16 protein-coding genes are annotated in these 22,090 nt (G+C 61.3%); all 16 read right to left on the bottom strand.

Annotated features, from left to right (window positions below):
* Positions 1–8: 8 nt before the first annotated feature.
* Entirely contained in the window at positions 9–1,127 is a 1,119-nt protein-coding gene (locus FE782_RS15410; RefSeq protein ID WP_138195106.1) for a hypothetical protein, read from the bottom strand.
* Complete coding sequence (locus FE782_RS15405; RefSeq protein WP_138195105.1) at positions 1,124–1,906, bottom strand: creatininase family protein; 783 nt, start codon at positions 1,904–1,906, stop codon at positions 1,124–1,126. The genes FE782_RS15410 and FE782_RS15405 overlap by 4 nt, the downstream gene beginning before the upstream one ends.
* Complete coding sequence (locus FE782_RS15400; protein WP_138195104.1) at positions 1,903–2,649, bottom strand: SDR family NAD(P)-dependent oxidoreductase; 747 nt, start codon at positions 2,647–2,649, stop codon at positions 1,903–1,905. The genes FE782_RS15405 and FE782_RS15400 overlap by 4 nt, the downstream gene beginning before the upstream one ends.
* On the bottom strand, positions 2,636–4,984 hold the full coding sequence (locus tag FE782_RS15395) for an FAD-dependent oxidoreductase (protein ID WP_138195103.1): 2,349 nt from the start codon (positions 4,982–4,984) through the stop codon (positions 2,636–2,638). Before FE782_RS15395 ends, FE782_RS15400 begins: the two co-directional genes overlap by 14 nt.
* Before the next feature lie 4 nt (positions 4,985–4,988).
* Positions 4,989–5,741: a glycerophosphodiester phosphodiesterase gene (locus FE782_RS15390; RefSeq protein WP_158299410.1), complete on the bottom strand. Its 753-nt coding sequence runs from the start codon at positions 5,739–5,741 to the stop codon at positions 4,989–4,991.
* Positions 5,738–7,993, bottom strand: a complete 2,256-nt coding sequence (locus tag FE782_RS32310; RefSeq protein ID WP_158299409.1) for a PQQ-binding-like beta-propeller repeat protein — start codon at positions 7,991–7,993, stop codon at positions 5,738–5,740. Before FE782_RS32310 ends, FE782_RS15390 begins: the two co-directional genes overlap by 4 nt.
* 189 nt (positions 7,994–8,182) lie before the next feature.
* A complete protein-coding gene (locus FE782_RS15385) occupies positions 8,183–8,953 on the bottom strand; it encodes an IclR family transcriptional regulator (RefSeq protein WP_238392504.1) in 771 nt (256 codons plus the stop codon).
* A gap of 66 nt (positions 8,954–9,019) precedes the next feature.
* Positions 9,020–9,868 (bottom strand): SMP-30/gluconolactonase/LRE family protein, encoded by an 849-nt coding sequence (locus FE782_RS15380; protein ID WP_138195100.1) that lies wholly within the window; start codon positions 9,866–9,868, stop codon positions 9,020–9,022.
* Positions 9,865–10,851: a carbohydrate ABC transporter permease gene (locus FE782_RS15375; RefSeq protein ID WP_158299408.1), complete on the bottom strand. Its 987-nt coding sequence runs from the start codon at positions 10,849–10,851 to the stop codon at positions 9,865–9,867. Before FE782_RS15375 ends, FE782_RS15380 begins: the two co-directional genes overlap by 4 nt.
* The gene (locus tag FE782_RS15370; protein ID WP_238392503.1) at positions 10,848–11,744 is read right to left on the bottom strand and encodes a carbohydrate ABC transporter permease; all 897 of its coding nucleotides are present in this window, start codon (positions 11,742–11,744) and stop codon (positions 10,848–10,850) included. The genes FE782_RS15375 and FE782_RS15370 overlap by 4 nt, the downstream gene beginning before the upstream one ends.
* A complete protein-coding gene (locus FE782_RS15365) occupies positions 11,741–14,014 on the bottom strand; it encodes a DUF5696 domain-containing protein (RefSeq protein WP_138195098.1) in 2,274 nt (757 codons plus the stop codon). The genes FE782_RS15370 and FE782_RS15365 overlap by 4 nt, the downstream gene beginning before the upstream one ends.
* The gene (locus FE782_RS15360; RefSeq protein WP_138195097.1) at positions 14,007–16,034 is read right to left on the bottom strand and encodes a YIP1 family protein; all 2,028 of its coding nucleotides are present in this window, start codon (positions 16,032–16,034) and stop codon (positions 14,007–14,009) included. Before FE782_RS15360 ends, FE782_RS15365 begins: the two co-directional genes overlap by 8 nt.
* A gap of 26 nt (positions 16,035–16,060) precedes the next feature.
* Positions 16,061–16,912 (bottom strand): carbohydrate ABC transporter permease, encoded by an 852-nt coding sequence (locus FE782_RS15355; RefSeq protein WP_238392502.1) that lies wholly within the window; start codon positions 16,910–16,912, stop codon positions 16,061–16,063.
* On the bottom strand, positions 16,912–17,904 hold the full coding sequence (locus FE782_RS15350; RefSeq protein WP_138195095.1) for a carbohydrate ABC transporter permease: 993 nt from the start codon (positions 17,902–17,904) through the stop codon (positions 16,912–16,914). Before FE782_RS15350 ends, FE782_RS15355 begins: the two co-directional genes overlap by 1 nt.
* Before the next feature lie 3 nt (positions 17,905–17,907).
* Positions 17,908–20,907 carry an extracellular solute-binding protein gene (locus FE782_RS15345; protein WP_138195094.1) on the bottom strand — a complete coding sequence of 1,000 codons (3,000 nt, stop codon included), beginning with the start codon at positions 20,905–20,907 and terminating at the stop codon, positions 17,908–17,910.
* Positions 20,904–22,034, bottom strand: a complete 1,131-nt coding sequence (locus FE782_RS15340) for an ABC transporter ATP-binding protein (protein ID WP_138195093.1) — start codon at positions 22,032–22,034, stop codon at positions 20,904–20,906. Before FE782_RS15340 ends, FE782_RS15345 begins: the two co-directional genes overlap by 4 nt.
* Positions 22,035–22,090: the final 56 nt, after the last annotated feature.

Here is a 22,090-nt window from a genome sequence, read left to right as displayed (position 1 = left end):
AAGGCGCGTTACTCGCCGTACGCGATCCGGAGCTCCGGCGTCGCGACGGTCTTGCCGTCGTGGAAGCTGTCGACGACCGCGCACGTCAAGGCGGTAGTCAGCAGCGTTCGTTCCATGGGAAAAGGCGGCCGGCCCGTAACGATCAACCCTTCGATGAGACGGGTCAACCGTTCGAAGTGGCCGAACGGCCGATCCAGGTCGCTATTGCACAGCGCCGCGGCGACTCCTCCTTCTTCGTTGCGGAAGGCGTACGCCCACTGCTCGATCAAGCTTCCGAACTGAACGACGTACCCTCTCGTGCCGTCCGCGTATTCGATCGTCATCAAGATCGGGTTCGGCTCCAGTTCTCTAGGATGTCGGCCGGCCGGCAAGCCCGGATACGTCTCTAGCGCCCGCAGCATCAACGCCTCCGGCCACTCCTTGCGATCCATAGCCGCCCATACCTCATGGCCTTGCGTCGCGGTTACCGAGGCGACCCCGGTTTCGCCGCCCCGCCTCCGTTCGGCGACGGACTGCAGCACTTCGAGGGCGTGGAACCCGTACGCTTCCACTAACGTGGAATGGCTGATGACGACGATTTCCTTGAGCGTTCGAAGCATCGCCGGGTCATAAGAGGGAAGATGGTCGGTATGCGGGATGGAGGAGCCGCCCATGAACGGAATCCCGCGCCGCTTCAGCTGATCGTACATCCACTTCGCTTCTTGGACGTCGTAGGAGAAGTGCTTGTCGGAAAAGATCGGTACGCGGCGTCCGAGTTCGTCCAGCGCGAGCAGCGTCTCCTCCAGCATGCGCCGTCTCGGGTACATCGTCTGCCCTTTGGCGGTCGACGGATAGCTGCCGTGTTCTCCGACGATGACGACCCCGTCGACGGGTCCGCCGCTTCGCTCGGCGCGCACGGCGTCCCGGATCGTCGGGTAGATCGGAATGCCGAGCCGACCGGCCCTCTCCCGGCTCATGTCGCTCTCCGGCACCTGATCCGTATAGATCGCGACGACGTCCACCTCGGGCCGGTAATCGAAGTCGCCGAGCAGCCGTCCCAGAATGACGTCCGCATGGGAATTGAAGCGGTACTCCGTTACGACGGCGGCCACCTTCTTCCGACCGCTTCCGCTCGCCAAGGAGGTCATCGGCTCCGCTCTCCTTCCTCCATCGCTTGCAACGTACGCACCAACCAAGCCGCCACGCTCGATACGATCGTCTCGAGATACAGCTCCCCCAGCTCCGGCGTCGCTTGGGAGGCGGCGTCCGTGTACCCGTCGACCCCCGTCAGCTCCAGATGCCTGCCGATGAAGGCGCCCGGCGGTCCGCTGTTGATCCATGGCCTATGGACGTGTTCGGCCGGGATGCGGTCCCGCCGCACGAGCTCCGGACGCAGCGCCAGCATCGCCGCCGTCTCGAAGCCGCCCGCATGGCCGGGCACCATGCCGACTCGGCTCGCCCCGATCGAACGCAGCGCTTCCCCGGCGACGCTCCAGTACGAGGCGGAGGCGGTCCAGATCGGATGCCGCACGGCGAGGTCGCTCGCCGTCTGGTGCATGATCGGATCGTTGCCCCCGTGCCCGTTCAGGAAGATGATCCTGCGAAAGCCGTCCGCGACGAGGCTTTCCCCGAGATCCCGCAGCATCCGCAAGTACGTCTCCGAGGCGAAGGACAGCGTGCCGCCGAACGCGAGGTGATGCTGCGAGCAGCCGATCGGGAGCACCGGAGCGATCAGGAGCGGCACTTGTTCGGCCGCGCGCTCGCCCGCCTCCCGCGCGATATGCTCACAGATGATCGTATCGGTATAGACCGGCAGGTGCGGGCCGTGCTGTTCCGTCGCGGCCAGCGGCACGACGGCGGCGCCGCCGGCGCGGGCGAACTCGGAAATCTCTTCGCGCGTGCGCTCGTACATCCACAGCGATGTCATAAGTGAAAGCCTCCGTCCGCGGTAAATAAAGTGCCGGTTACGTACGAAGAAGCGTCCGAGAGCAGGAAGGCGGCGAGCTCGTTAATTTCGTCCGCGCTGCCGCTCCGCCCGAGCCAAGCGCGCTCGCGCATCGCTTGCCGTTCCGCGTCCGACTGACGCGCGAGCGCCTCCCCGGATCGGAAATCGCCGGGAACCAGTACGTTGGCCCGTATGCCGGAGGCGGCGTAATCCGCGGCCAGCACGCGGGTCAACTGGTTGAGGCCGGCTTTCGCCGCCCCGTAGGCGAGGCAGCCCGGCGAGACGACCTGCCCCAAAATCGAGGAGGTGTTGACGATCGAGCCGCCGCCGGAACGAATCATGAGCGGCAGGGCATGCTTGCACACGAGGAACGCGCTCGTCAATGTTCCGCGGACGGAGTCCTCCCATTCGGTCAAGGACAGCTCCAGCGCCGGCTTCCAGACGTTGGCGTACACGTTGTGATACGTGCCGTCCAACCGCCCGTACCGGCGTTCGATCTCGGCGACCGCCGAGACGACGTCGCCTTCGTCGCACGCATCGGCGCGGAGGAACGCGAACCGGTCCTCGCCGTACGACGCCGCCAGTCGTTCGACGTCGGGGACATCTTCGAGGGGGCGGCGATCGACGGCGATCACGACCGCCCCGCGCTCCAGAAACATCCGAATCGCGCTCCGTCCCAGCATGCCGAGGGCGCCGGTGATCCATATGACTTTATGTTGCAGCATCGTAGCGATCCCCTCCTCCTTGTTCCGTCGCCGGCGTTCCGATCCGCCGGTCGTCCTCGGCGTAACAACGAATTTCGTAGATCGCCGCGGACGCGTCGCCGTTCGTGGCGGTCACCGTCACGCGCAGCCGGTCGGCGACGACGGGATGCGGCGGAACGACGGCCGCCTGCCGGCCGTAGTTGCCCTCGATCGCGCCGACTTCCGTCCACCGTCCGCCGGCGTACGCCTCGACGACGAGATCCTTCGGACATTGCGGATCCCGGTACAGCGCCGGATAAGAACGGTAATCGCGCAGCAGCTGACCGGGGAACGTCAGCTCGACGCGTCCGATGCGTACCGGCTCGGGCCAAGACAACGTCAACCGCTGCGGCAGCGCCTCGTTCGGGTCGGAACGCCATAGGTTCGTATACCGGTACGGCCGCGTCACGCCGCTGACGACTTGCGCCGCGCCGAAGCAATGCTGCGCGGGCGCGACGCGGAAGCTCATCGCGACGCCGCCTCCGTATCTTCGCATCTGTCCCGTCCCAAGGTCGTACGCGCTGACGTGCCCGGGCTCGACGCGCTCCGCGGCATGCCAGCGCACCTGCGGGTTCTCGAGCAGATCGAGCCGGACGTAAGCGCCCCGAAGCGCCGCGGTACGAAGCCCGACCGGCCATTCGATCCATTGCTCCTCTCCCGCCGGCACCGTAAGGACGGCTTCCGCGAGCGGCGGCCCCGGCTCGACGCGATAATCCCACAGATGCTCGACCGCGTATAACCGCGCCGCGACCGGCTGCGGCGTCTCGGATCCGTTGCTCACGCATACGGACAGCGCGTCGATCCGATCCTCGCCGACCGCGATCCACTGCCCGCGCCGCGCCGTCAGCGCGTCCGACCCGTTCGCCTCCCGCCGCACGCCCGCCGTGCAGGACAGCCCCGCCTCGCTGCTCGCTTCGACCGACGCGCGGAGGGCCAGATCGCGATCGTCCTCGTTCCTTGCGTGCAGCAGGAAGCAGCCGTCCCGGAGCAGCGCCTGCTGCACGTCCCGGATCCCGCGCGCGGGGACGTCCCGGACCGGCATGCCGGCGCGGACCGCGTAGGCGGCCGCCGTACCCGCCGCCTGCCCCATCGAGGCGGTCGTGCCCATGACGCGCACCGTGCCGAGCGCGGCGTGCGTCACGCTGACGTTGCGTCCGGCCATCATCAGATTGTTCATGCCGCGAGCGATCATGATGCGCAGCGGGATCCCGTACGGGCCGACGTAGCTCTTCGCGGCGTACGCGCCGGCATGCCCTTCGGCGGCGGCCCGCTCGCTGAAAGGCGCGAGCAGTCCCCCGGGCTCGTGCAAATCCACGAACCATCCGCCGTACGCCACTTCGTCGGGGAACGCCGTCTTCTCGAGCGGATCGTGCTCCGTCATGAAGTACTCCCCGACGATCCGGCGGCTCTCCCGCTTCCCCGGCACTTGCCCGATCCAATCCAGCGCGTAATTCGCCGCCGCGACGGAAAGCTCCGGGTCCTTGTTTTTGATCCAGTCCCAGACGCCGAGCACATGCCGCGTCAGCTCGTGGCGCAGCGTCTCGTTGTCGTAGATCGTATGCCAAGGCACGGACAGCTCGATCCACCAATACCCGCTGCGGATTTCGCCCGGCCATCGGCCTTGCTTGTAGAAGAAGTCCGGGTCGTCGTAGGAGACGGCCCAATCCGGAGCGGCGAACGGAACGGGACGCCCCGTATCCTTCGCCTTGAAATGGATCGAGTTCCCCATGACGGCGTCGCTCGCCCGCTCCGGCGCATGCGGCTCGCCGAATTCGTCCCGCCCCTCCGTGCCGAGACGCCATTCGCAGCCGGCGAAGGCGGCGACCAGCCCGTCGCCGGTGCAATCGATGAAGACGCCTCCGCGAAGCGTCAGCTCCGTCTCGGCATGCTGGACGCGGCAGACGACGGCTTCGAGGGTCCGTTCGTCCTTCATCGCCACCCCCGTCACGGAGGTGTTCAGCCGGAACGTTAAGTTCGGCGTCTTCATCGCCGTATCGTACAGCACCATATCCCATACGCTGTTGATCCACCCGTTGTCGAACGTCGCCTCCTCGTGGTTCCTCGCGCGCTCCTCCGTCAGCAGCTCGTGGACGATTCCCGTCTCTCTCGCGTACGCGTGGAAGCTCGCCGCGCCCTGCGGCGGGACGCGAATTTCCGAAGAGCTGTTCCCCCCGAACACCGGGCGATCCTGCACCAAGCAGACGCGCGCCCCGTGCCGGGCCGCCGCCACGGCGGCGCAAAACCCCGCGAGCCCCCCGCCGCAGACGACGACGTCGTACGTCTCTTCCACGGCCCGATACCCCGTTGCGTTCGGCATTCGCTCACCTCCGTTCGTCCCGGCCCGCTTGCCGGACCGCTCGCTTCATGCGCGACACATCGTTCCCTAACACCGCATCGACGCCTAGTTCGGCAAGCCGCTTCGTCCGCTCCTCGTAATCGTCCGTAAGGAACGAGCAATGGACCGCCTTCCCGAACGACTTGATGCGGGCCGCCATCTCCGCCGTGACGGCAGGGCTCACGCTGACCGCGTCGTGCCCGTGAAGAACAGCATTCTGCAGCACCGCTTCGTATGTCTCCGGTCCCGGCGCGCCGTCGTTCTGCGTGCGCGCGTCCCGCTCCGCCGCTTTGACGGCGTTGATCGCCTCGAGCTTGCCGAAGAACGTCGTCCGCCGAATCAGCCCTCGCGCCTTCACGAGCTCCAGGGCGGGAAGGGCGTCGCCCGCGGGGCACTTGATGTGGAGGATCAGTTCGACCCCCGCGTCCCCGAATTCGTCGAGCGCGTCGATCAGCGCCGGCACCTTGGCATCTTCCCGCCCGGCGAACGCGTCTCCCATCCAAGCGCCGGCGTCCAAGTGTCGAACCTCCTGCTCGAATCGCAGCCGGTCCACGGCTCCCGAGCCGTTCGTCGTCCGGTCCACGGTTTCGTCGTGCATCAAGACGTACATCCCGTCGGCCGTGCGCCGCACGTCCATCTCGATGCCGTCGGCCCCTTCGCGAACGGCTTCCCGCAGAGACAGCATCGTATTTTCGGGAAACGCCGCCGGCAAGCCTCGGTGACCTTGAATCCGGATCATGACGGTTCGCCCGGGACGGACGGGCCTTGATAACGCACGATGCAGCCGTACTCCTCGCCCGAAGCGACCCAGAGCGCATCGTCCTCCGCGTCGTAGACCAAACAAGAGATGTAATGGATATTGGCCCATTCGGTGTCGACGTCCCTCAGCTCGGGGTTATCTTTGATCACCCGAGGCCGGCCCAGATCGACGAAGCCCTCGTCCCGGGAGTAGCGGAACACATGACCGGCATCGTTCGGGCCGCCATAGACGCCGGCGATCGTCTCGCCGTCGAGCCGGACGAACTGTCGAAGCTCCCCGCTCGAGTACAGCCGGCCGTATGTCGTCTTGCGCCGCAAATCCGGCGACAAGGTAAACAGCATGCCGTCGTACGTGCCCGCGACGACCGTGCCGTCCGCCAGCTGCGCGCCCCCGGTCATCGTCGCCAGGAACGCCCTGCCCCGAATGGAGGGCGCCCGTACGGCTAACGTCTCGCTGCGCCCCTCCGACATGTCGTACACCAGAAGCTCGTCGTTGTTGCCGGAAAACAGCAGCCTGCGGTCGTCGAGCTTCAGTACGCAACCGTCCTTGGCGGCGGCGGGCGCGTTCCGCAGCGGCGCGCATGCCCCGGTCGCGCAATCGAGCGTATAGAGCGCCCCCTCGCGGTCGCCCGCGACCAGGACGCCTCCTCCGAGGTCGCAGTGCAGCGCCGCTAACGGCGCGCCGCCCGGAACCGGCGCCGCGACCGTGCGGACCGCGCCGTCGGCGAGGTCGATCGACGCGACGTCGCCGTCCGCGGTCAGCGCCGCGATCCCGCCGTCCACCCGATCGATGCAAGAGACTGCGGCCGCCCGTTCGTTCACGACCGTCGCCTTCGCCGGCCGGACGTCGTCCCGCTCGAGCTCGAGCAGCAGCGTACGCTGCGTGCCGCTTACCGCGTACAGCCGGCCGCGCGCGCTCCGCATATGGAGCACCGCCGTGTCCGCCCAATCCAAATGCTGATGCAGCGGAATCGTACGGGCGTCGTTCGCGACAATATGCATATACGCCGGCGCGCCTACGCCGTTATAGTCGGGCTCGCTGTACGGCCGCAGCGCGGCGTTCGGCGCGTCCGGTCCCGGCGGCTGCAGCCGCTTCGCGTCGACGGCCAAAATATACGGCGAAAATTCGCCGCAGACGTCCACCATGTGCAGCCGCCCGTCGCCGTCGAAGATCATCTCGCACAAATACTGAGAGTCCTTGCCCGAAGGCGCGACGAGTCCGAGATTTTCGGGAGTCCCGCCGTTCAAGATATCCCAGCGGACGAGCCGGATCGGGCTGTAGCCGTCGTACGTCTTCAGGCCGTAATACAACACGAAGTCGTCGTCCGCCGCGAGGCCGCCGACGCCGTACGGGTTGACCGGCCGCTGCGAAGGCAGATGAATCGGGCCGTGCCTCGTCGCTTCGAGCGTCTCGGGATCGAGCTCGATCATCTCGCCGTCCATATTGTCCACCATGAAGATGGTGTTCCTGGGGGAATGCACGGCGAAGATGAACTGCCTCCGATGCTTCGTCCCGTTCGGCGACGTGAATCGCACCTTCAAATCCTCGACGCGGTCGCTCGCTGGATCGTACCGCCACACCCCGCCGGTATACGAGCTGCCGTACAACCGCCCCTCGCGGTCCTTCACCAACCGGCAGGAGGAAAACTCGGACACCTTCCCGTAATCCTTCACTTCGTTCGTATCCAGGTCCAGCCGGTAGAAGTGACCTCGCATGTACCCGAGAAAATAATAATACCGCGGGTCGTTCCCGAGCATGCCGCCGTAGATGCTCTCTCTCGGCACGGGAATGCCTCGGACCTGCACCTCGTTCGTATCCGGGTCGACGATCATCAGAATCGAACCCGGATACCCTTCCCACGGATGCTCGTAATACTGCTCATACATCCACTGCTTATGCCCGGGGGCCGGCGCGGTGTTATGGGTCGCCATAATCAGCCGGCCGTCCGGCAGGAAATCGATGCTCGTATGGATCTTGCTCGGCGGCATCTGCCGCGCGTCGACGATCCACGCCTTGGCGACGTCGAAGATGAGCCGAATGTCGCCCGTCTTCGGGTAATACTCGTAGAGCAGCGCTGTAAGCGGTTTCTCGTTTTCCCCGCACACGCTTACGTAAAACCGGCCATCGGGCGATTTCGCGAAATCCCAAACCGCGTTATGCCCCTCCGCGTTCGGCAGCTGCGTAAATCGGGTCAGTTCCTCAGGCAGCGCCGCCAGCAAATTGTCGACCATCCCGCTTCCCCCTCGACTCCCCGTATTCCGTTTTTCCGTTCTATTCCAGTTGTTAAGGAAATTCTATATTCGACGCCCTCGATAGTCAACGATTTTTTCATGTATACTTAAACTTTTTTTATTTATGAAAAATGGCATCGAAAAAGCCCCCTGCATCGCAGGAGGCTTCGAGCCGCGGACGGCCTGTTTTCAATTTTGCAGGTATACCTTATTGCTGATTTCCGTACAAGCCTTCTTGATCCAAAACCGCGTATTTTCCCACAATTCGTCCGTAATCCGGATCGCGGGAATCGACACGCTGACGGAAGCGACCACGTTGCCCTCCATGTCGTAGATCGGCCCGCCCATGCAGTGGACGCCCTCCACCGATTCGCCGTAATTGTACGCGATCTGTTCCTCGCGCACCTTCGCGAGCTCCTCTTTCAGCGCGTCGACGGTCGAAATCGTTTTGCTTGTAAACGTTTTTAATTTTTTCTTCGGATACAGCGCGTCGATCTCCTCTTCGGGCAGACGGGAGAGCAAGATTTTCCCGGAAGCGGACGCGTGAAGAGGCAGCACCGAACCGAGGCTTGTGGAAAAGCGGAACGGCTGCGCGATTTGCTTCTCCGCGATATAGACGACCTTGTCTTCGCTGCGCACGCCCAGTAGAATGACTTCTTTCAGCTGTTCCGCCATCTTCCCCGCGATATGGAAAAATTCCGCCGTCAAGCTGGTGCTCTTCCGGTGCTGCACCCGAATTTCGAAGAGCTTGTAGCCCAGTCGGAAATTTTTGCCCGTGCTGTCCGACTCGAGATACCCTCGGCTCAGCATGTTCTGAAGCAGTTGGTACGTGCTGCTGGCGGGCATGTTCAACGACTTCGCGATTTCCGTCAGCGTATAAGAATCTTTATCTCCCGAATACAGCTCGAATATATCAAGAACCCGGTCCGCCGATTTCACCTTAGGCGATGGTTGATCCAAGGATATCCCTCCTTCTTTCTCCGAAAATATTGTAACGTATCCGTCGTCCGGGTGTCCACGACGAACCTAGAAGCCCTCCGCGCTCCTCCACATCGCCCAGCAGCGTCCGGGAACGTCCGTCCGGAACGTCTCGATCGTGCCGTTGTCGGCGACCGTGACGTACGCATCCCGGCCGTCCGCTCCGCCGAACGTTACATTCGTGCACTGCTTCCCGTTCAGCGCGATCTCCTCCAGAAGCTCCCCCTCCGGGGACAGCTTTGCGATGCAGCCTTTGCCGAACCTCGTCACGTACAGATTCCCCGACGCGTCGCAGCGCATCCCGTCCGACAGATGGTCCTCGAAGCGGTGCAAGAGCCGCTTGCCCGATACCGCCCCCGTTCCGCTCACGTCATACGCCCATACGGTACGCTGCAGCGTCTCGGCCACGTACAGCGTTCGTTCGTCGGGGCTGAGCTCGATCCCGTTCGTCGTCCCCATGCCGGTCTCGAGCAGCGCGGCGGTTCCGTCCGGATCGATCCTCCACAGCTGTCCGGTTCCTTCGTCCCAAAGCGGGTCGCTGGCGAACAGCGTCCCGTCCGAGCGAATCGCGAGATCGTTCGGCTGATGCATGCGCGGCTCATGGCAATGCACCGACACGCGCCGCGTCGTCAGCTCGATCTTCAGCACGTTATGGCCGGCGAAGTCCGCGACGAACAGGGCGCCCTCCTTCGGGTACGCCCGCATGCCGCAGCCCATGCTGCCTTCCGGCAGGGAGACGAAGAAGGAGGCCTCCCCTCCGGGGGACACCTTCCCGATCGCCCGAGGCCGGCCGTCATTGTACGCGACGGCGTATAGATTGCCGTCCGGGTCGCAGGCCGGGCCTTCGATCCCTGCCGCGAACGCCCCTCGCTTCGTATATTCGCGCGCGGTCGTCATTCGACCATCCCCGACCGTTCGATGCCCTCGGTAAACCAACGCTGCGCGATCATATACACGATCAGCGGCGGCAGGATGATGAGGAACGCCGCGGCCATCTTCGGCCCTTCGGCGATCGGATCCTTGCCGGCGTCGGCGCCGAACGTCAGCGACTGGTTGCCGATCAGCTGCATCTCGAGCGCGCTGAGCCGGATCGATAACGGCGTGAACCCTTTGCTTAGAAACAGCGTCGCCTCGTAGTACATGTTCCAGTACCAGATGAAGGAAAAGAGGAACACCACGAGACAGGACGCGCTCGCGAGCGGAAGCATGATCCGGAAAAACAAACGGAACGCGGAGGCGCCGTCCATCCTCGCCGCTTCCTCCAACGCCTTCGGTTGGGACAGGAAAAATTGGCGGAAAATGATGACGAACAACGCGCCGCGCAGCCCTTGCCCGAGCAGCGCGGGCACCAAGAAGACGAACGGCGTATGGAGCCACCCGAGCTGCTGGTAGATCATGTACAAAGGAACGATGGTAATTTGCGGCGGCACCAGGAACGTTACGATCGTCAAGAAGAAGAAGACGTTCTTCCCAGGAAACTGCAGACGGGCCAGCGCATACCCGGTGATCGCGCAGGAGAACACCTGGAACGCCGAGCCGAACAAGGCGATCGTGAGCGTGCTCGCGAACGACTGCGGGTACACGAGTCCGTTCCAGGCGTCGATGAAGTTTTGCGGATCGACGTGCCGCGGGATGACCCCGACCACCGGGTCGATCAAGTCCTCCAAGCTCTTCAAACTCGTCGAGATCATGTCGATGATCGGACGAACGTACAAGAACGCGATGACCGTCAACACGAGCAAGATGACGATCTTCGCGATCCAGCCGTCGTTCACGTTCTGCCCGATCGCAAGCCTCTTCAGCTGCAGCGCCATCCGATTCGGCATCCTTCCCGCCGTTCGGAGCCCCTCGAGCCGCCTTGCCGTTCTCTCCGGCTTCATCTTCGTCCGCCTCCCATCCCCGACGCCCGATACGTCAATCCGAGCGCCGCGCCGATACATACTAAGACTAAGCCGAAATACAACCATGCCATCGCGCTCGCGTATCCGTACCCCGTCGTCGCCTTGAACATGTTATCCTGCACGACCTTCAGGACGGGGTTGAACGGGTACGTGAACAAGTCGACGATCGTATACACCGCGTTCAGCCCGATGAACGGAATCATCGCGGGGTACGTAATTTTCCAGAAGCTTTCCCAAGGCGACGCGCCGTCGACGCGAATCGCTTCGTACAGCGTTCGCGAAATCGTCTGGAAGCCGGCGAGGAAGATCAAAATTTGTACCCCGGAATACCATAGGATGATGACCGCCTTGCTCAGCACGCTCACGATCGCCTCCGCGACGGAGCCGCCGAAATACAAATCGACGACGTCTTCGACTCGATATTGCTCCATGAACGGGAGCTCGCCCGAGCCTTGCCGGAACAGCTCCATCAACACCTGTCCCGTAGCGAAGATGACGGGCAAGAAGAACACCGTCCGCATGAACCCCCGAGCCGGGAACTTCTGATTCAGCAAGAGCGCGACGAAAAACGCGAAAATCAAGATCAGCGGAATCATGAGCAGCATTTCTTGAAAATACGTAATCAATAAAATCGGGTATTCGTTGTTCTCGAACAGCATCCTGTAATAATTTTCGAATCCGACCCAATGGTATTGAAAGCCGTCGCTCGTAATCGACACTTTATTGAAACTGTTGTATAACGACCATCCGACCGGGAAGAGGACGAAGGATAAAAAACCGACGATCCACGGGAGCATAAACAAATACCCGACGCCGTAGGTCTTCCAGCGAAACAACAGATACGCCTTGCGCTTCTCGACGCTCGAATTCACCGGTCTTCCCCGCCTCCTTCCTCCACGTAGAATTGCATCGCGTTGTAGTCGACGGTGACCTTGGTGCCGTCTTCGTACGTCGTGACGAACACGCCGTCCTCCGCTCGCTCATGGTCTACGATCCGCTGATGGTACACCGCGGCGAGCGAATCGAATTTCGCGTATTCTTCCGCGATCCGATCCTTCCATACGGCGAATTCGCTGCTGTACACGCCGCCGTAATCCGTGTCGGTCAACGCGCGGCTCGGCGCGTACGTCAGCTTGAAGGAAGGGATCGCGCCGTATTCGATCGCTTTCAGCAAGTCGAGATCGTATTGATTGCGTAAATTGCCCGGCGTCGAAGTATAAGGAACCGCCCCGTGAACGGCGATCGGATAGAACGGCACCGTCTCGTCGACGATCAAGTCGTAGCTCGACTCCAGAGGGAATTCCTCGACCAGCTCCGCGTATCGCAGCGCGTAATCATGCCCCCGCTTCACGCCGACGGAGCCGAATTCGTTCTTCGTGTACCGAAGCAGCGACGAGTAATAGTACGCCGTGTCCGCTCTGGAGAGACGCGCGTCGGCGTTGTAGTCGCTGTACAGCAAGTTGCCGGGACCGTCGACGTAATGGATTCCGCTCGCCCCGATGCGTCCGAGCGCGTCGATCACTTCCTTCTGACCGCGGATCGCTTGCACCGGATGCACGATGAAGTCGCCGAGCACTCCAGGGATCAGCGCGAATTCGTCGTTAAATCGGAATCTTCCCTGGAGCACGGTGGAATCGATGGCCCGGACGCCGTCCGCCTTCATGGAGAAATCGGAATGCTCCGGTCGTTTCCAACCGACGGTATCCTCGAACAACACCGGGATCCCCTTCTCCTTCATCGTACGGACGAAGTCGCGCACGCCGTCCGTTCCTCCGATGTCTTTCGCGATCGGAAGCCGCTGGTCCGTGCTCGCGCGGCCGCTGCGCTGCCAGCCTTGGAAGGTGATCCGAAGGTTCGCGACCCCTTCTTGAAGCAGCTGCTCTACGATGCGCTCCGCCTGTCGAAAAGTCGTGGCCGGTTCGTACCGATAACCGCCGAATTTCGGCTTCATCCCGCCGCCGATCAACGACAGATGCAGCGGGATCCGTTCGGTCGGCGCAAGCCGTTCCGGCAGCATGTCGTTGTCCTCCAAGTACTGCCGGTACGCATGGGCCATCCCGACATAATCGGCTTCGTCTCCATGAAGCAGCCGATATTCGACGCGGCGATCCGTCGACGCCCGTTCCGCTTCGATCGTCTTGACCTTCTCGTCCGTAAGCCCGCTGACTCTTCGTCCGTACTCCTGCCGATAAGGGAAGTTGACGCTGAGCGAATGGTACGAAGAGACGATCCCGGACGGAAGGGCACGGATCGACGCGTTATATTTCCCTTCCGATACGATCGCCGCGTAAGCCTCGTCCCCTCTCGCAAGGCCGAATACGGGGTAACTGATCGGCTCCCGCTTCGGCTTGAAGATACCCTCTTTCAGATGGGCGGGATCGTCGCCGTAGACGGCGAAATCGTAACCTCTCACATGAGCCGGCGGACGGGAGTCGTACCGAATGAGCCCTCCCGGACCGTCGGGTACGAAGAGATACCCTTCCTCCTCCTTCCCGGCGACCGCGCCGAAATACGGGAGCGGATTGAGTGAGAACAACTTCGCCTCTCCCGCCTCCTTCAAGCCCGCGTCCGGAATGCGCAGCTCGAAGCCGGCTTCGGTTAAGACGTATTGCATCGCGAAGGAGAGGTTCAGCTCGCCGTAATCGTACGTCACTTGAATGCCGTCCCGGATCGGGACGTAGGTCGCGTTCAGCTTCGCATCGAGCGAGTTGCTTTGGATTCGGCGCGTATTCGCGCCGACGACGTACTCCAAGATGAACGGGGACTGCAGGTTTTCAAGCAGCGCCCCTTTCACCGTCTCCTTTTCGATTCGCGAGGCGGGCGGGTTGCTTCTCCATACAAACCCGCTCTCCTTGTTGCGGACCGCGATCTGGCTCGTCTTCGGATCTACGTACAGCGCGAAACGCCGATTTTGCGCGACTTCCGCGAAGCCGTCGGGGCCGATCGCCGGCGCGACCCATGGATCTCCTTGGAACACCGGGAACGCGTTCCCCGGGGGGGCGTCGATTCCCATCTCTTGCAGGCTGGGGAGGCGATCCCATCGACCGATCGCGAACAGGATGATCCCCGCCGACAGAAGGCCCATCGCCAGAACGATCAGGAGCCGCGTCGAAACGCTTGTCGGCCATACCCTTCTAAGCAAGGAAGGTCACCTCCCGATAAATCTGCTCGATAAAGTCATACAAGTTCACGCCGAGCCCGACGATAATCGTGACGAAAATCCAGATGACGCCGATCGTAAACAACGTAATCCCGATATTTTTGACCGTTTCCGTAAACTCGAAATTATGCGTCACTTGCGTCATGACGAAAAACAGCAGTCCGATCCATATCCACATCAATTGCCGGCTGACGTCGTATACGATCCATTCCTCGAATACGAGCGCGTTGGACAGAAGCGTGATCGGAATCGTCATGACCGCATAGGGGACGAACGCGACGGCGCTGGCCTGCACGACTTCCCGGAAGCGTCCCTCGCCGCCTTTGACGGAGCTGACCAAATAATTGGCGACGACCCAAGTCAGCCACGGCACGAGCAGCAGGCCGACGGACAACGGAAGATTGACCTTATCCGCATCGCGGGGAGAGGCGATGAGGCTGGAGCCGAAAATCGAGTACAGGTGGACGCCGACGACCGCCGCCAATATCGTTATCGTCGTCAGCCACGACAAGTTCCGTTCCTTCAATCGGTAAAACCCTTCGTACGGGTGAAACATGGCGAACCCTACGTCTCTGATTTCCGAACCGTATCGAAGCGCCGACGGCGGCCACGTACGCTTCGCGGCATAGGCTCTCCACTTGCGGATCAGGAACGCGCCCCCCCATAAGGCCGCCGCCAGGAAGAGAAGCGTCCAACCGAAGTAACGCTGCATCCATTCGTAGCGAACGTACCAGAACGCATCCGAATAGTTCGCCGCGTCCCGCGCTTCTTTGAAATAACCGACGGCCGCGGCGTACTTCCCTTCGCTGAGCTCGCTCTTGCCGAGTCCGGTGAAGGCGAAGTCCATCATTCCGTTATGCCGCATCACTTCTTCCCAATACGGCTTGCTCTTCTCGTACTCCCCCGCGAAATACAATTCGTTCGCCTTCAGGAACGTCTCGCCGAAATCCGTTCTTTCGTACACTTGGACCGAATGCTGGGAGCTGTCCGCTACCCACACCTCGTCGGCGTCGTTGACCGCGATGCTGGCGGGAAAGCTCATCACGCCTTGTTGGCGCGCCGCCTCGTCCTTGACGCCGAAGAAAATCATTTGGAACGCCGTCGGGTCGTAAATGCCGACTTCGCCGAACCGCAGGCTTAACGTGTACATAAACCCTTGCGAATCCGTCACCGTATCGACCAGCTGATGGTCGAACTCTTTATTGCGGAACGCATCGGCGCCGCCCGCGTTCAGCTTGCGGATTTGCCCGTCGCTGAGCCGCCCGGAGCTGGTCACCAGGAGGAAGCCGTCTTCCGTCAGCGAGACGTTGCCGATCGTATTCGGCCGGATCGCGGCTTCCTTCGCCAGCTGCTCCTTGGACAAGATCGCCCGCTTCAATCGGTCGAGCCAAGACAGCTTCGCCTTGTTCGCGCCGAAGAAGCCGGTGAATTGTCCCTCCGGGTTCATCCGAAACAACCCTTGATACGAATCCTTCACGACGATGTACATGACGCCGCGCCGGTCGACGACCAGCTTGGTAGGGACGAAATGGTACTCTTCGTAAAGCAAATCGGACTCGGGCTTCTCGAAGACGCGGAGCGGCCGGCCGTCCGCTCCGTATTTCACGATCGTCCGGCCCCCCGTGTTGGCGACGTAGATCGTTCCGTCGTCCGCGACGAACACGCCTTCCGGACCGTTCAGCTTTCCCGGGCCTTCCTCGGTGCCGATGCTCCGGACATAGTCCCCTTCGCGGTCCAATTGGACGATGCGGTCATTCCCCGTATCGGCGATATATACGCTGCCGTCGCGCGCGATAAACAGATCGCTCGGCGATTGAAGCGGCGTCTCCCAGTCCGATCCGTCCACGACCTCCTTCGGGACGTAGATCGGTTGGATCGCCGACATGCGTCCGGTTTGCCGATCGACGAACCAAGTATCGTACGGAAGCCGGGCGGAAACGACGGCCGGCGCGAGCATGCATAACAAGCATATGGCTGCTAAGATTTTAGCGGATCGACGCATCTGCGGCCCCCCTTGTCTCCTCCATCTTATTTCACGCCCGAATGAAGCATCGTCTGGATCATCTTCCGCTGGAACAACAGGAACAACAGCAGGTTCGGGAGAAACATCAGCAGGCCGATGGCCGCGCCGACGCTGGCCGCCGCGACGCCGGGAATGTTGATCGTGAAGGAGGTCATGTAGAAGGCCATCGTCTTGAGCGTATCCTTCGTCGTGTAATACGTCGACGTCGTTACGTCCATAAATACGAGTTGGAACGTAATGATGCAGATCGTAGCGACGGCCGGCGCCGTCAACGGGATTACGATTCTAGTAAACATGTACATATCCGTCGCGCCGTCGAGCTTGGCCGCTTCCAACAAGGCGTCCGGAATTTGATCGATGAATTGCTTCATCAGAAACACGGCGACCGGCGAAGCGACGAAGGGCAAAATATGCGCCCAGTACGTGTCTTTAAGCCCTAATCCGCTGACGACCAGGTACCGGGGAATGAGCACCATCTCAGGAACGAACATGAGCGAAATCATGACCGTCGCCATAATGACGGACTTGAAGTGGAACCGGTGCTTCGACAAGACGTACCCGGCCATCGTGCTGACCAGAACGACGGCCGCGAGCGTTGCGACCGCCACGACGACGCTGTTGAATAAGTATCGGGTGAACGGGACCGCGCCGGCGGCGGCCTGCAAAAACAGATGGTCGAAATTTTGCATGGTCGGCTGCCGAACGAAGATCGGCGGCGGAAATAAGTACAGCTCGTTCAACGGCTTGAACGCGTTATTAAATAGGAAGACGATCGGGATGAACATAAACAAGCCGATCGCGGTCAGAACGACGAGCAGCAGCCATTGGGAAAAGGTTACTTTCCGAAGGGAGCGCATTATTCATCCTCCTTCGTTCGGAACAGCCTGTAACTGAGTCGCATCAGTCCATACCCCATCAACAGCAGCAGGACGGACAGTGCGGAAGCGTATCCCCATTCGTATCGAAGGAACGCGTAATCTTCGATATGGTTGTTAATGAGATGACCCGCGTAATTCGGGGTGACGACGACGCCGGTCAGCAGCGTAGTGACTTCGCCCGCCTTCAGCGTATTCACGATCGACATGACCGCCCCGAACAGCATCTGCGGCTTCATGGACGGAATCGTAATGTAGTACACTTCCTGCAAGCTGTTCTTGATGCCGTCGATTCTGCCCGCTTCGTACAATTCCGTGTTCACGGTCTGCAATCCGCCCAGCATGGCCAGGAACCCGATGCCCATACTCGTCCATAAGGTAATGATGATGACGACCCACATGAGCGTCTTCGGATCCTGCAGCCAAAGCACCGGCGATTCGATCATTCCGAAGCGCAATAAAATATTGTTCAAGTACCCGACGCGGTCGCCGCTGAACGTCGAAACCCAAATGACGGATAACCCGACCCCGACGGCCATCGAAGGCGCGTACAACGCTAACGTGAAGAAATCCCGAATCGCTCTGGGCAGCTGGTGAATCAACCATGCGAAGAAGAATGCCAACGCATAGCCGCCCGGTCCGACGATGACCGCGAATTTCAACGTATTGGGCAGCGTGTGCTTCATAAACACGAAATCCTGCGTCAGCATGGCGATGAAATGGCTGATGCCGACGAATCTCGGGAATCCGATCCCGTTGAACGTGGTCATGCTCAGAAAGATCGCCATGAGCACCGGGACGACGATAAAGACGGAGAAGAGAATCAGGAACGGCGCCAAAAACAAATAGGATAACCGATCCCGCCAACATTGTTTAGCGAACGTGACGATCCGCCGCGCGAATGCGGGCGGTCCCGGCTTCCGGGAAGCCGGCCGCACGGAAGCGGCCGCCGGGGAGAGTCGTGTAGGTTCCATGGCTTACTCCTTTCCGTACGGCTCGTCGTAGGTTTCGATCTTCCATCCGTCGCCCGGTTCGATCCCGAATTCGACCTGCTTGCGGCGCATCTCCCGCATCAAGGACATCTGCGCTTCCTCCAGCGCTTCTCTCGGCGGGTCGCCCTCCAGCAGCGTCCGGTTCCAAGCGAAATCCATCTCCCTCGGAAGCATATAGTACCCGGGGACGAACGGCATGTTTTTCGCCCATCTCCACTGTTCGGTAATCGCGAGCAGCTCTTCCTCCGTCCAAGGAACCGAGCGCATGGCGTTCAGGTTGGCCGAATGCCAGCGATACTCGACGCCGGCGAGCGATTCGATGTCGTTCGCGTAGCGGGATTGGACGTCGTCCGACGTCCACCACTCCAGAAACTTCCACGCCTCCTCTTTCCGTTCGCCGGCGCTTAAGATCATGGCGGAGGCAAGGCCTTGCGACGTCCAACGGGCGATCGTGCCGTCGGGCGACTCGATGCCCGGAATCGGGAGCATCTTCCACTGGCCCGCCAATTCGGGCGCGGCGACCGTCAGTTGGATATACATCGAGATATCCCCCACGCCTACCGGGATGCTGCCGAAGCGGAAGTGGTTGAAAAACTCCGGCACGTCTCTCGGCAAGTCGTATTTCGCGAACCAATCCGTCCATTGCTTGAACGCCGCATACCCTTCCTCGCTGTTCAACGTCGGCCGCAGCCCGTCGGCCGCGTAAAAATCCGCGCCGTGCTGATAATACGGCGTAATAAAGTCGGGCTTTCGGGACATGAACGTCATCGCGCCTTGATCCAGCGTCGACAGCTTCGGAAACATGAAGGTCATGGCGTTCTCCTGCAGCGTCGGCAGCATGGCGAGCACGTCTTCCCACGTATTCGGCGGCGCGAGCCCGAGCTCTTCCAAAATATCCGTCCGCACGAACAACATATTGTACGTTACGGTTTCGGGAAGCGCATACACTTTGCCGTCTACCGTGTACGAACGCATCACGCCCGGGTTAAACCGGCGGAACACGTCTTCGAAATTTTCGAAATCCGTCAAATCCAAAGCCGCGCCGCGCATGGCGAAATCGGCGGGAACTTCCATCCCGAACCCGAGCGCTACGTCCGGCTGCTGGCCGGCCGCCGCGCTCATCAACAGCACGTTCTGGTTCGCGACCAAGTTGACGTTGACCGGAATCCCCGTCCTCGGGGTGAACTCTTGAGCGATCATCGACTCGAGCAAGTCCACGTAATCTCTTCCCCGTTGGACCCAAACCGTCAAAGCCCCCTCTTCTTCCGCGACCCCCGCGTCGTAAGGCTGGAAGAACGATCGCGCGAAGTTGACGCCGGCATACCGAACCTTATCCCAAGTGTCCGGCAATCGGTACTCCGGATCCGCTCCCGGCGCGCGCACGACGATAAAGTCGAGATGCATCGGTTGATTTTCGATCGTCTTCGTCCACGTATTCAAATTCGATTTGATTTCCGCGAACGCGGCTACGTCGTTAGGCAAGTTATCGACGTCCCGAAGCAACCCGTTCAAACGGCTGACGGCGTCGTCCAGAGCGGTCGTCGAATCCGTCTCGCCTTGGTACAACCCTTTCAGGTATGCGCTGACGAGCGCGATCTCGTCTCTTATGGCGATCAGCTTCGACTCCATCTCAGGATCGTACTTATCCATCTCCCATACTCTGGACGGATCGACGTTCACGACGCCGCCGTACCCGTAATTTCCGGAGACGGCGCGAACCTTCCGCTCGATTTCGCTAATATCGCCGCTCAATCGGTTCAATGCGAAGATGACGGGCCGTATCGTCGAGTTGTCGACGGTCATCTCCAGCAGATGCTTCCCTTCCGTTAAATAAAATAAATACGGATTTCCTTGCTCGTCGGCAAGCGGCGCGATGTCCATGGCGGAATTCGCCTCGAATTCGTATCGAAGCAGTTCGCGGAACGGCACGCCGCCGTCGATCTTGATCGTTCGATAGACGCTCGCGCTGCCGTTATACCCGCGGAACGATTTGATATCGATCGCGTACGCGCCGGTCTCCGGGACGTCCACCTCCCATGCGACCGAATCGCCGGGGTCCTGCCAATTCGTGCCCCCAAGCACGTTATAGACGATACGGCCTTCCGGGTCGGGCGACACGTGCGGCTCGCTGATGCTGATCGGTCGAGTTCTCGTCGACGTCTTGTATGCGAACCGTTCGGCCTCCACACGGCTATGCCACGCGCTCGAAGTTTCGGATTTCGGCAGCCGGGCGGCATACTCCGAATAGGTCGGGATCGGCTCCGGCGAAGCCAACGCGATTCGATGGATGGACAGGGGTTCCTTCACGCCAACGAGCCGGATCGTGTGCTCTCCTTCCGCGAGCGCGAACCGAAGCGGCTCCGGGGAAAGCGAATGATCCGCAAGCCGCTTCGACGTCCACTTCGACACTTCCGTTTGAACCGGCCGAATCTCGTTATCGATCGCGTTGCGGTCGTACGGGAACTTGCCGTCCCGCCACATTCGTTCGAACCCGATCCTTCTCGCCTCGCGGAACGGGTATTCGCCGTCGATCTGGATGCCCCGAACGATATTCGAGTAACTGCCCGGAAGCCCCGCGTAATCGACGACGATGTCGTACCATCCGTCCTCCGGCGCTTCCACCTTCCATTCCACCCACCCCTCCGGATTGTTCCAATCGAGGACGTTCGCCTGTTTCGCCTCGTCGTAACGGATTCGAAGGGTCGCTTCTTCCGAGGCGGCCGAATAGTCCGTCGCGAGCACCGCGGAGGCCGCTCCTTCCGCCATCGGCATCGATCGAACCGCTTCGCCGCGAATCCATTGGAGGTAAGGCGCGGGGCCTTCGTCGTCCGCCGGCGCTCCGATCAAGTCGTACAGCCTCTCTTCGGCGACGACGGGGTACGCGGCCGGCTCGGTCGACGCGAACCGCCAGACGAGCGCCGCCGCGCAAGCGGCCGCCGCCCCCGCGACGGCAAGTCGTCTTGCGATCCTCCCGGATTTCTTCATGAACGTCCCTCCCGGTACGCGAACGCAAGGCCGCTCTCCCGATCGAAAAATCGAGCCTTATCCATCCGAACGGCGATTCGGATCGGGTCGCCCGGACGCGCGGGCGCATGCGGCTCCGTCCGCAGCGTGAACGTATGCTCGCCGACCGTCGCGTACAGATACGTATCCGAGCCCATCGGCTCCCGCATCTCGACCGAGGCGGCGGCTTGCCAGTCGGGATATCGTTCGATCGCCCATGGCTCGCATGCGACATGTTCCGGGCGCACCCCCATGACGACCTGCCGCAAATTCGTCTTGGCCGACTGGATCTCGGGCACATGGTTTTCCGGAATTTTCAGGCGCAGGCGCTTCGTTTCGAAAAAGAACTCTCCTCCCGACTCGACGATCGCGCCGTCGATGAAATTCATCTGCGGCGTGCCGATAAATCCCGCCACGAACAAATTCGCGGGCTCGTCGTACAGCTGCTGCGGGGGGGCTACCTGCTGAATGTTGCCGTCCTTCATGACCACGATGCGCGTCCCCATCGTCATCGCTTCCGTCTGATCGTGGGTGACGTAGACGACCGTCGTCTTCAGCTGGCTGTGCAGCTTGGCGATTTCCATCCGGGTTTGCGTCCGCAGCTTCGCGTCCAGGTTCGACAGCGGTTCGTCCATGAGGAATACCTTCGGCTCCCGCACGAGCGCGCGGCCCAACGCGACGCGCTGCTTCTGCCCGCCGGACAGCTGGCTCGGCTTCTTCGCGAGGAACGGCGTAATTTCCAGCATTCTGGCCGCCCGATTGACGCGAAGCTCGATCTCGTGTTTGGCGACCTTATGCAGCTGCAAGCCCAACGCCATGTTTTCATATACCGTCAAGTTCGGGTATAACGCGTAATTTTGGAATACCATCGCGATATCCCGGTCCTTGGGGGATACGAAGTTCATGAACTTCCCGTCGATGTAGATGTCTCCCTTCGACACCTCCTCCAAGCCGGCCAGCATGCGGAGCGTCGTCGACTTGCCGCAGCCCGAAGGTCCGACCATGACGAGAAACTCGCCGTCTTCAATCTCTAGGTGAAAATCGTTGACCGACGGCCGAGTCTCCCCTTTATAAAACTTATATACATGGTCGAATGCCACGTTCCCCATAAAACGGACCCCCTCGCACGTTGCGATTTGTGAATTTAATTTATATACGTGAAAGT

The organism is Paenibacillus antri (genome assembly GCF_005765165.1).
GTDB lineage: Bacteria > Bacillota > Bacilli > Paenibacillales > YIM-B00363 > Paenibacillus_AE > Paenibacillus_AE antri.
This window is presented reverse-complemented; position numbering and strand designations above follow the sequence as displayed.

Excerpts from the sequence above, each read along its gene's own strand:
- FE782_RS32310 (WP_158299409.1), bottom strand. The coding sequence starts at position 7,993 with ATGGTCGACAATTTGCTGGCGGCGCTGCCTGAGGAACTGACCCGATTT.
- FE782_RS15375 (WP_158299408.1), bottom strand. The coding sequence starts at position 10,851 with ATGAAGCCGGAGAGAACGGCAAGGCGGCTCGAGGGGCTCCGAACGGCG.
- FE782_RS15355 (WP_238392502.1), bottom strand. The coding sequence starts at position 16,912 with ATGCGCTCCCTTCGGAAAGTAACCTTTTCCCAATGGCTGCTGCTCGTC.
- FE782_RS15390 (WP_158299410.1), bottom strand. The coding sequence starts at position 5,741 with ATGATCCGGATTCAAGGTCACCGAGGCTTGCCGGCGGCGTTTCCCGAA.
- FE782_RS15345 (WP_138195094.1), bottom strand. The coding sequence starts at position 20,907 with ATGAAGAAATCCGGGAGGATCGCAAGACGACTTGCCGTCGCGGGGGCG.
- FE782_RS15400 (WP_138195104.1), bottom strand. The coding sequence starts at position 2,649 with ATGCTGCAACATAAAGTCATATGGATCACCGGCGCCCTCGGCATGCTG.
- FE782_RS15360 (WP_138195097.1), bottom strand. The coding sequence starts at position 16,034 with ATGCGTCGATCCGCTAAAATCTTAGCAGCCATATGCTTGTTATGCATG.
- FE782_RS15380 (WP_138195100.1), bottom strand. The coding sequence starts at position 9,868 with ATGACGACCGCGCGCGAATATACGAAGCGAGGGGCGTTCGCGGCAGGG.
- FE782_RS15410 (WP_138195106.1), bottom strand. The coding sequence starts at position 1,127 with ATGACCTCCTTGGCGAGCGGAAGCGGTCGGAAGAAGGTGGCCGCCGTC.
- FE782_RS15395 (WP_138195103.1), bottom strand. The coding sequence starts at position 4,984 with ATGCCGAACGCAACGGGGTATCGGGCCGTGGAAGAGACGTACGACGTC.
- FE782_RS15350 (WP_138195095.1), bottom strand. The coding sequence starts at position 17,904 with ATGGAACCTACACGACTCTCCCCGGCGGCCGCTTCCGTGCGGCCGGCT.
- FE782_RS15405 (WP_138195105.1), bottom strand. The coding sequence starts at position 1,906 with ATGACATCGCTGTGGATGTACGAGCGCACGCGCGAAGAGATTTCCGAG.
- FE782_RS15340 (WP_138195093.1), bottom strand. The coding sequence starts at position 22,034 with ATGGGGAACGTGGCATTCGACCATGTATATAAGTTTTATAAAGGGGAG.